The organism is Microcystis sp. LE18-22.4A, from assembly GCF_027531105.1.
In the GTDB taxonomy this organism is placed as follows: Bacteria; Cyanobacteriota; Cyanobacteriia; order Cyanobacteriales; family Microcystaceae; genus Microcystis; species Microcystis aeruginosa.
In genome coordinates, this window is sequence record NZ_JAPZRB010000028.1 from 1 (window position 1) to 9,731 (window position 9,731).

9 protein-coding genes and 1 CRISPR repeat array are annotated in these 9,731 nt (G+C 45.9%); of the genes, 7 read left to right on the forward strand and 2 right to left on the reverse strand.

Annotation, left to right across the window (positions count from 1 at the left end; all coding sequences use genetic code 11):
• Positions 1-467: 467 nt before the first annotated feature.
• Positions 468-2,237 (forward strand): DEAD/DEAH box helicase, encoded by a 1,770-nt coding sequence (locus O9295_RS01015; protein WP_288031032.1) that lies wholly within the window; start codon positions 468-470, stop codon positions 2,235-2,237.
• On the opposite strand, the gene O9295_RS01020 is transcribed toward O9295_RS01015, so the two are convergent.
• Both O9295_RS01020 and O9295_RS01025 read right to left on the reverse strand, forming a co-directional pair.
• A complete protein-coding gene (locus O9295_RS01020) occupies positions 2,234-2,494 on the reverse strand; it encodes a hypothetical protein (protein WP_147071542.1) in 261 nt (86 codons plus the stop codon). The two genes, O9295_RS01015 and O9295_RS01020, sit on opposite strands and share 4 nt — an antisense overlap.
• The gene (locus O9295_RS01025; protein ID WP_287627504.1) at positions 2,484-2,864 is read right to left on the reverse strand and encodes a helix-turn-helix domain-containing protein; all 381 of its coding nucleotides are present in this window, start codon (positions 2,862-2,864) and stop codon (positions 2,484-2,486) included. Before O9295_RS01025 ends, O9295_RS01020 begins: the two co-directional genes overlap by 11 nt.
• A gap of 181 nt (positions 2,865-3,045) precedes the next feature.
• Here O9295_RS01025 and O9295_RS01030 point away from each other — a divergent pair, with 181 nt between their 5' ends.
• The 6 genes from O9295_RS01030 to O9295_RS01055 all read left to right on the forward strand — a co-directional run bounded on the left by O9295_RS01030 (position 3,046) and on the right by O9295_RS01055 (position 8,509).
• A complete protein-coding gene (locus O9295_RS01030; RefSeq protein ID WP_288031036.1) occupies positions 3,046-4,005 on the forward strand; it encodes a helix-turn-helix domain-containing protein in 960 nt (319 codons plus the stop codon).
• Entirely contained in the window at positions 4,002-4,955 is a 954-nt protein-coding gene (locus O9295_RS01035; protein WP_288031039.1) for a hypothetical protein, read from the forward strand. Before O9295_RS01030 ends, O9295_RS01035 begins: the two co-directional genes overlap by 4 nt.
• A gap of 160 nt (positions 4,956-5,115) precedes the next feature.
• Positions 5,116-5,640 (forward strand): hypothetical protein, encoded by a 525-nt coding sequence (locus O9295_RS01040; protein WP_288031040.1) that lies wholly within the window; start codon positions 5,116-5,118, stop codon positions 5,638-5,640.
• A gap of 26 nt (positions 5,641-5,666) precedes the next feature.
• Positions 5,667-6,452 (forward strand): ATP-binding protein, encoded by a 786-nt coding sequence (locus tag O9295_RS01045; protein WP_288031042.1) that lies wholly within the window; start codon positions 5,667-5,669, stop codon positions 6,450-6,452.
• Position 6,453: 1 nt separating this feature from the next.
• Positions 6,454-7,479 carry a metal-dependent hydrolase gene (locus O9295_RS01050; protein ID WP_288031044.1) on the forward strand — a complete coding sequence of 342 codons (1,026 nt, stop codon included), beginning with the start codon at positions 6,454-6,456 and terminating at the stop codon, positions 7,477-7,479.
• Between the two features lies 1 nt (position 7,480).
• On the forward strand, positions 7,481-8,509 hold the full coding sequence (locus O9295_RS01055) for an HlyD family secretion protein (protein WP_288031046.1): 1,029 nt from the start codon (positions 7,481-7,483) through the stop codon (positions 8,507-8,509).
• A gap of 214 nt (positions 8,510-8,723) precedes the next feature.
• Positions 8,724-9,665: direct repeats of the CRISPR family, unit length 35 nt; unit sequence CTTTTAACTTCTTAGCAAGTTTAATTAATGGAAAC.
• The last annotated feature ends 66 nt before the right edge of the window (positions 9,666-9,731 follow it).

Here is a 9,731-nt window from a genome sequence, read left to right on the forward strand (position 1 = left end):
AAACCGCCGACACCATCGGTCAAAGCATGGGGGCATCGCGGCTGGGGTTGTCTCTTTCATCGCTGCTCTTTCAACGTAAAGTGCTTACTCTTTAACGATTATACTCGATTTGATCTTTATTTGGCGTTTAAGTCCCACTAGGGGATATCGAGCGCTACGCCCGATCGCTTGATAATGGCGAAAAGACCGAAAAAGCCCAAACGATTCAAGAATTCCTAGAAACGGCCTCGATCGAGGAACTACTATCACTAAGGCAAAATCTAGAGAAGGCGATCGAACGGGCGAAAGCTCGATCGAAGGATAACCGATTAGAGAGCGCGATCCTCTATCTCTCAGGACAATGCGACGGCACGAGAAAAGAGGACGGGCAAGGATTTAATAAAGTAGATACAGAGTTCGGCCACTGGTTAGCCCGCAGGATCGACAAGGGAAGCTTATTAAAGCATCAAGCCAAGGCCGGGCTAAAGATGATCCAGAAATATCAGAAATCCCAGCTAGAGCCAGCCGGCTACACCCTACCAGATTGGGAGGCGATCGAGCTTCAATATCCCGATAAATTCGAGAGTAAAGAAAAAGAATCCCCCTACAGAATCGAGATACTAGAAAACAAAATTGCCGTGTACGCTCCATACGATAGCACGGGAAGATTCCAAAAAAAAGCCAAGGCGATCGAAGGATACCGATTTGATAGCAGTGATAAAAGCTGGAGATACCCCCTAGCAAAAGTGATCGAAGTGATCGAAGCCTTTCCCTCTCCCGAATACTCGATCGATCCTGAGATCGAAGGAATCCGGCTATCGATCGAGGCAGAAAGAGCGGCAGAACTGGCCGAAAGAGAGAAAGAGGCCGAAACCGCCGCCAACGATATCTTAAATCTAGTGGCAGCCGCCGAACTCGATCGCCCCCTAGCCGGGATTGGCCACCTCTTCAGCCATCAAAAGGAAGCGGTGAAGTGGCTACTAGCACACCGCACGGGGGGCATCTATCGCGGGGGAATTCTCGCTGATGATATGGGCCTAGGAAAAACCCTATCGGCATTAATAGCGGCCAGAGCAATGGCAAAAATTCACGGCTGCCCAGTCTTTGTAATCTGCCCAGCTTCTTTAAAAGATAATTGGCTGCGGGAAGCGGCTAAAGCCGGAGCAACGATCGAAGTCTTCTCCTGGGCAAAAATGCCGAAAGCCCTGGAATCGCAGAAGTACCTAGTGATCGCCGATGAGGCCCACTACGCCCAAAATGAAAATAGCAAGCGAACTAAAGAATTAAAGGCATTAGCAGATCATGAGAACTGCTTAGGAACGTGGCTACTAACAGGGACTCCGATCAAAAATGGACGACCGATTAACCTTTTCCCGCTATTGCAGATAACCCAGCACCCACTTGCGGCCGATCCTTGGGAATTTCAGAAATACTACTGCAATGCTCACCATAAAGCGATCGGAAATAAGAGCATCTGGGATAATACCGGCGCGGCTCACCTCGATGAACTGAGTAAAAAAACCGAGGACATCATTTTACGACGCAAAAAAGCGGAATGTCTTGATCTGCCGCCCAAACTGCGATCTCTAGTTCCGATCCTACTGGAGGGAGAGGCGGGCAAAAACTACCGCCAAGAAATCGATCGCCATATATCCGAGTACCGGGAGCGGGAGAAGCGGGGGGAAGTAAAGGAAGGAGCCGAGGCACTGGTAACAATCAATGCACTCCGCAAGATAGGCAGCCTCTACAAAGTCCCAGCGGCGATCGAATACACAGCCGAGCTTTTGGAACAAGGGCAAGCGGTGGTGATTTTCACCGAGTATCTAGAATCAGCGAAAGCACTGTACACAGCATTAAGTCAAATCGCCCCCTGCGAACTACTCACTGGGGAGACAAAACAGGAGGAGAGGCAGGCGATAGTCGATCGCTTTCAGAGTGGCACTTCTAAGATATTTATCGGCACGATTAAAGCCGGGGGAGTGGGATTAACCCTAACCGCAGCGAATCAGGTGATTTTAGTCGATCGCCCCTGGACACCGGGAGACGCAGACCAAGCCGAGGATAGGTGCTATCGGATCGGACAAAACAACACCGTTAACGCCTACTGGATTCAATTAGGCGCAATCGATGAGGCGATCGATAGCCTGCTATCCGAGAAACGCGATCGAATTGAATTGGTGCTAAAAGGAAAGAGAAAAACCCTGCGCGGGCTATCAAAACCAGCAGAATTAGCAAAAGAATTATTAGAGATTCTTTAGGCCTTGTGATTGACTATATAAGTCCCGATCGCTTTTAAGAATTCCCCCAAAGCTTCCGGGGGAATCTTATCAATAAAAGCATTTAAATCCTGGGAATTATTGATCTGCACAGCGGAACCAAAGGACACCACCGAAGAGCCGCAAAAAACCACGGTAGGAGCCAGCCGAGACAGCAAAGCCGCTCGATCCTCCGGAGAAAGGGCTTTAATTTGCTCCTCAATAAAATTAATATCAGGCTTGCAATTATTAGCACTCATAAGAAGCTGCCCCCTTTGCCAGACGGCGGCCAGCAGCGATCATTAGTGCTGCAAATTCAGAAGAATCCAAAGAATTAACAAACTCTTCAGGAGATATGGTCATCCGGCGGGATTGGCCCGAAAGCTGCCGACAGAAATCATCAAAAAAACCAGGGCATCTCTTCTCGATCGCCATCAAAATCAGCATAAAATCCCGCAGCCGGGGTGAATCCTCACCATTGCGAATTCGAGAAATATTCCCCGGGGTGCGGCCAGTCCATTCGGCCACTTCTTTGCCCTGGATTCCCCGAGCTTTAATAATTTTTACAAAAGCCCGAATAAAAGGGTCTAGCTCGATTTCACCGCCAACATTATCAGCACAAACGACCATTGATTAACCCCTAGCAACGATTATCTGATATAATTAATTTGACAGATTAATTAAATTAGCAATACAACCATTATGACACAAAACAAAGATCCACCGCCAAAAGCATCTTAAAAAAAACCAAAAAAGCAAAATAACCCCAGCAAACAAGACTAGGGCTAAATTCCAATTTATTTGTACAACCATGATAACGCAGAAATTCTACCCAATCACAATAACCGAGCTAACAAGCCTATCGGGGAAACTGACAGAAACAGAGATCGTAATCTATCTCTACTTAATGGCCGCTAATCCCTTTGGCGATCGTTTCCAAGAATTAGATACCTCAGTAATCGCCGAAAACCTAGACGTAACAAGGCGCACGGTTCAGCGAACCCTTAAAAAACTGGAATCACTAGGCTTAATCGAACTTGAAATCAAAAGCTTCAGCTACCGAAAAAATACAGAAGAGCTTGACGATCCTAGGATCGCCAAGCGACAGGAGGATCGCCAAGGCGATCCTAGGATCGCCTTGGCGACAGTAGGATCGCCAGAACGACAGCAGGATCGCCAAGGGGAGCTAGAACCCTTACAGGACAAAGGTTCGGAAACCTTTAAGACTATTAAGACTATTAAGACCTCCCAGACCGCAAAGGATGAGGCTGGTGATGATATTTTTTCGGAAGATAAATTAACCCCTAGCAAAATCTCTCAAGAAATAATCGATCGCCTTACCGAATTAGATATTCCAATCAATAAAAAAATCGAAGAAGCGATCGATAAATATGGGGAGTGCCAAGCAGAAAGAGCGATAAATCACATAAAAAAAACTGCGGGAACGATAAAGAGTAAATACGCAGTATTTCTCTATCAAATCTCCCAAATACAGGGGAATTCAAGTAAGGAACTATCAAAGGAATTTCTCGAATGGTATCAATACGCCAAGGGAGAAATCACGGAGGATATTCCCCCAGAATTACTGCCACGAGATCGCCATGGTGAGCCTTTGATCAGAATGCGATCGAGGCCAGGGGAATTGATTGCATGGCAACGGGCTAAATCAGGAGAGAGCTTTACACGCTGCACCAGAGAAGAATTAAGAGCATCCCTAGAGAAAATAGCCCCAGATTTCGCAAATAAATTGCGGAAAGGAGGGAATAAATGAATAAAAATAGCTGGTATCATTCCCATTCTTTCAATTTTTGCGGCTTAACGTGGGAATTTACCTATATAGAAGCCACAGCAAGCCGCACAATCGAAACAACAAAACCAGATGGGACAAAAATTCATTTAAAAATCCCCATCAAGGAGACGACTAAATTTCCCTATCCCCTTGCTTGGTTAGAGAAATGGGAGCAAAGCAAGGGACAACGAATACTCCTAAGAGAGAAAACAGAACCGAGAACCCTGTTTGAAATGGAGTTAACCCCTAGCAAACCACAGCAGGGGGAAACTGACAAAACTTTGCTAGGGCTTAACGGAGTAAAAGAAGAAGTGCAGTTAAGCCCTAGCAAACCACAGCAGGGGGAAACTGACAAAACTTTGCTAGGGCTTAACGGAGTAAAAGAAGAAGTGCAGTTAAGCCCTAGCAAATTACAGCAGGGGGAAACTGACAAAACTTTGCTAGGGCTTAACGGAGTAAAAGAAGAAGTGCAGTTAAGCCCTAGCAAATGCCTATCATGCTCTTTCTGCGAAAGGATTTCAAGCATCTTGCTGACCTGTTTGGCCACCCCCAAATACTTTACAGAAGAAACCGCTAAGGAATGCGAACGCTTCACTCCCATAGCCCTCGCCGAAAACCAGCCCGAGGGGAATCTAGAAGCAATACCCAAGCGCCCGCGACGGCGAAGAGGAAGCGGATCGGGGACTTTCATCACCACCTACGCCAATCATGGGAAATATGGGAAAAAGTACCCGCAGATATCCTATCAAGTAAAGTTTGCAGGCAAGAAGCGATCGATCTATGTGATCGCCGAAAAAATCGAGCAGATACAAGAACTCGATCGCCTAGGCAAGCCGATCAACGAGATTCTAGAGGCGATCGATTCACCGAAAGCACGGAAAGTCTTAAGAGAGTATAAAGATTTTCTGGAAAGCAAAGAGGAAAAAAATTAAACTAAAATCACCAAAATTCCGAAATCAAGAGGAAAGCCTCTGATATTTTTCCATAAGGCAAAATCAGACTGAGCCGCTTTAACCTTCTAAATTAAGGAATTTCACCCCCACCCGAAAAATAAATATTTGGGTAGTTTTAAAAATTATAGGGATAAAAGTCATGGAAAATACGAAAGAATTACTCTCGGAATCAAAAGGGGAATTGATAGGGAAGTTAAACCAAAGGTACGGAATTGGCAAGAGCGTGACCTATAAGCGCCTAGAGTTCCTAGAGATAAGCATTCGGCAAAGTGAAGGAATAAGCTTTCTATTTTCGGCAGAAATTCAGATCCTCGATGATCTCCATGAGTGGATGAAACAAGGAAAGCAGATGATCCACTTCCCCAAACCAGGAAAATTAGCAATATCAGAATCAGGCTCGATCGAGTCCGCAAGCGCCAAGATCGAATACACCACCGCAGAGGAAGGCAATCAAATCAATCAACTGATCCGCGTCGCTCAGGAGCAGGCGGCAGGGTTGCTCATGGCTCAGAATATACTAGCGGCTCAATACAAAGATAATCCCGATCTACTGCCAGAAGACCTGCGATCGAAGGTTCGGGCCACGGAGGAAGCTGTAGCCCCAAAGTCGATCGACCCCGAGAAGTACGCATTAAGCCTGATCGCGAAAATGAAAACCGCCTAAGCCTCTATGATCAAGAGCTTAGGGAAATGATCACGGCGATCGAGGCGGGAAAATCAATACTGGTGGTGGGCGAAGCTGGAAGCGGCAAGACCACCCTGGCCGAGACTTTGCTAGGGGTTATCGGCGGCGATTACCAAATAGCAATGGCAAACTATAGCGGCAGCACGGCGGCCACCCTGAAATCGATCGCCGACCAGTGGGAAATCGACGCGACCGACGAGAAAGGAAAACCCCTCAAGGGGGACGCACTTAAACAGGAGATAGCGAACAATATTAACGATCGCTATCTCTTGATCTGCGATAATGCCCACCGATGGGCCGCCTCCCTACTGTATTGGCTAGAAATAGTGCAAGAAACGGGAGCAATCCTCGTGCTGCTATCGATCGCAGAGATTAAAACTGGCATCTTCCTAAAAATGTCAAAAATTGAGCTAGGCCGCCTCAGTGAGGCGCAAATCCGAGAAATCATGATCCGCGAAGCCATAGCGATCGACTTCTCGTTAACCCCTAGCAAAATAGCCCGCCTACAATCGATCGCCGGCTCTAATCCCATGCTGGCCAAGCAAGCAGTACAAGAGGCGAAACTAGGCCGCCATTTCCCAGAAGGAAAAGGAAGCGAATACGTCAATGTCGCGCCCTTTATCAATGCCATTTTTACAGCCCTAGGGATTATCCGATTTGTCGGTTTGGGATTGGGCGATCGATCATTATATATTTTCGGAGGGATAGCAATGCTGATCGCAATATCCCTGCGCTATATCGGAATCGGCCTAAATCAAGCCGCCAGGAAAAAACCTTTAGGAAAAAAATAATATGATGGCCCTCACCCACGCCGCCCTATCCGTGGCGGGAACTACTCTACTATTAGGCGAAATCACACCCCTAGGTCTTGGATTATCGATCTTTGGCTCCCAACTTCCCGATCTCGATACTACTAAATCAATGATGGGCAGAATTTGTTACCCAATCGCATCTTTTATAGAACAAAGATACTCACATAGAACTATCACCCACTCACTAATGGCGACGGGGATTATCGCGCTGATCTCTCTACCGATCGCCTATTATTTCTCCCTGAAACTTTGGCTATGTTTACCCTTGGGACATTTACTATCCTGTTTTTCCGATACCTTTACTAAGGAAGGCGTGGGCTTGTTTTACCCCTCACCAGTGCGGGCAATCTACGGCAATAACCCTAACTTCCGACTGCGGACCGGCAGCACGATCGAGTATTGGGTATTAGGTCTAGCGATATTGCTATCAATCTGGTCGATCAATCTGCAATCGTCAGGAGGATTAATGCTCTCATTCAATCAATTGCTAGGGGTTCGCGAGGGCGTGGAAGCCGCGTACAATCGATACGGAGCCGATCATCATATCTGGGTAAATATCCAAGGCAATAAGGTCAGCGATCGAGCCTCGATCGATAGCCGATTCTTTCTGATCGCCCAGGAGGGGAAAGATTTCATTGTGCAAAATAACCGAGGAATCTATAAAACCGAGGATCAAATCACCATCTCGCGGATCACCGCAGAGACAGGAAAGACGGCCACCACCCGCGAAAAGGTGATCAATTTTAATGATGATGAGGTAAATGGCATACTGCAAGCCTTCGCTGATGAAACAAGCGGCATCTATCTAAGCGGCAAAATCGAGATCGACGAACCCGATGATATTTTCAACACCAACCCGCCGGACCAATACCCGACCCTAACCAAATCTGGAAACCTGATTGATCTCTCCTACTGCCCGATCAAAAAAGCGATCGAGATTTTATCGGGACAATTTGGCTACGGAACCCTAACAGCACGAATCATCACACCAGCCCCATTCCACTGACATGATCCGATCTATTCTTCTCGCTGTACTACTAACCGCACCGATCGCACTGGCACAGCCGACCTCAACCACAAACAGACCAGTGGAAGCGGAAATAAACTTAACCCCTAGCAAAAGCGCCACACCCAAGCGCCTGAAAATCAATCTATCGATCGCCAATCCCAACGATCTTAAGGTGAGAGAAGGGGATAAAGTCACGAGGGGACAGGTGATCGCAGATCGCGATGGGGAGCGATCGAGGCTTAACAGGGAGCGAGCAGAAACACTGCTATCGATCGCCAAGATCGAACAAACACCAGTGCCACAATTAAGAATCTCCCCCCCCATCCGGGAAATCCCACTGGCCAGCTTTGTGATCGAAGAAGCGGCAATACAGCAAGCAGAGCTAAAATTCTCCCAATCCCAGCGAAATTATCAGAGCGCCCTCAGTAATGATCCTTTCATCACAGCCCGGGCGAATGTGGATTTTGCCAAAGCAGCGATCGAACAAGCCTATCGGGAAGTGGAGCTACAGCAGAAAAAAATCGAGGCTATAGCCCAAGTCAAGGGCATCCCGCTGGAGATGCTCGAACACGAAACAGAGAAACTTAAAGAAGTGCGATCGAACTGGGAGAAACGCCAAGCAGAGTACAAGTTTAGGGAAGCTGAATATAAGCAAGTTGAGCAGGGGCGCAAGGAATCAATCAGCGCACTAAAGGAAGCGGTAGAATCTGCGAGAGCGGAGCTAGAAATCGCTCAGGCAAGGCTAAGAGCCGCCAAAGAAAGCCAAAATCAGAGGGAATACGAATATCAGATCGCTATAGCGCGGCGGAATGAAGAGGCTAATCAATCTGCTATCACCGTATCCCAGCAAAATCTCGATCGAGAGTTTAAGCTCACTCAGCTTAAAGAGAGAATCTCCTCGATCGACGATCGGTTATCCTCGATCGCCGTCGTTCGATCGCCTTTTGCCGGATCAATTAAAAGGATAAAGGTCGAAAGCCAATCCGATAATACTCTCAAGGTGACAATTTCACTAATCACGGATTAATCAGTTATCAGTTATCAACATTTTTCGCGGGTTAGACACAATGGCTGAAAATCTAGAGTTTTCGTTGAGGTGCGTCGATGCCTTGTCCAGTAAGGCTTTGAGCCTTATGACTGAGGTAACTATTGCGAATTATTATTAATAATGTCTATGCTTTTCAATATCCCACGAAAAATCGTTGTACAATCCTTATACAGCCTAGTTTTGCAAAGCTAGTCTTTTAACTTCTTAGCAAGTTTAATTAATGGAAACTTTCTGAGCCTCGAGCTCACTGTCAATCTCGGCAATCTTGGCGGCAAGATCCTTTTAACTTCTTAGCAAGTTTAATTAATGGAAACTGTATGTAATCACAGTAACGCGTTGTCCTGCAACATACTTTTAACTTCTTAGCAAGTTTAATTAATGGAAACGCGAGAGAATTACTTCTCTGGTTCTGGTGTTGTTGGTGGCTTCTTTTAACTTCTTAGCAAGTTTAATTAATGGAAACTCTTGAGTCCAGCCTAAGCCGGCTGCCTTAGCCTGGTTCTGTCTGCTTTTAACTTCTTAGCAAGTTTAATTAATGGAAACACTCCTGTCCAATTTTTTGGACTTAATTTTTTTGTGACTTTTAACTTCTTAGCAAGTTTAATTAATGGAAACGAAAGAAGCCGTGCCAGGTGCTTGCAATATCCTGGCTGCCTTTTAACTTCTTAGCAAGTTTAATTAATGGAAACCGCCGAGTTCGCGAACGATCCCAGCTACGATTTTGACCCTTTTAACTTCTTAGCAAGTTTAATTAATGGAAACGTTGCTTTGTAACATTTTTTCTTGGTAAAGGAATCTTTCTTTTAACTTCTTTTAACTTCTTAGAAAGTTTAATTAATGGAAACTATTTTAACCAGAGCTATAAAGGTTTCGTTTGTATGCCCTGCTTTTAACTTCTTAGCAAGTTTAATTAATGGAAACGCCGAATACAATTCCAACGATCCACCCACCGACACCCTTTTAACTTCTTAGCAAGTTTAATTAATGGAAACGGGTGAACCCAGTTTCCTCGGCCAGGGACCTTAAAATCTTTTAACTTCTTAGCAAGTTTAATTAATGGAAACCATCGATGCGCCCATCATTTGATAGGCTATGGATTTCTTTTAACTTCTTAGCAAGTTTAATTAATGGAAACGGTGCTGCTGAGATAAGGATTTAGTCGATTTATGACCCCCTATCGAACCATACCAAGTAACGAAGA

Excerpts from the sequence above, each read along its gene's own strand:
- O9295_RS01040 (WP_288031040.1), top strand. The coding sequence starts at position 5,116 with ATGGAAAATACGAAAGAATTACTCTCGGAATCAAAAGGGGAATTGATA.
- O9295_RS01030 (WP_288031036.1), top strand. The coding sequence starts at position 3,046 with ATGATAACGCAGAAATTCTACCCAATCACAATAACCGAGCTAACAAGC.
- O9295_RS01045 (WP_288031042.1), top strand. The coding sequence starts at position 5,667 with ATGATCACGGCGATCGAGGCGGGAAAATCAATACTGGTGGTGGGCGAA.
- O9295_RS01035 (WP_288031039.1), top strand. The coding sequence starts at position 4,002 with ATGAATAAAAATAGCTGGTATCATTCCCATTCTTTCAATTTTTGCGGC.
- O9295_RS01025 (WP_287627504.1), bottom strand. The coding sequence starts at position 2,864 with ATGGTCGTTTGTGCTGATAATGTTGGCGGTGAAATCGAGCTAGACCCT.
- O9295_RS01015 (WP_288031032.1), top strand. The coding sequence starts at position 468 with ATGATCCAGAAATATCAGAAATCCCAGCTAGAGCCAGCCGGCTACACC.
- O9295_RS01020 (WP_147071542.1), bottom strand. The coding sequence starts at position 2,494 with ATGAGTGCTAATAATTGCAAGCCTGATATTAATTTTATTGAGGAGCAA.
- O9295_RS01050 (WP_288031044.1), top strand. The coding sequence starts at position 6,454 with ATGATGGCCCTCACCCACGCCGCCCTATCCGTGGCGGGAACTACTCTA.
- O9295_RS01055 (WP_288031046.1), top strand. The coding sequence starts at position 7,481 with ATGATCCGATCTATTCTTCTCGCTGTACTACTAACCGCACCGATCGCA.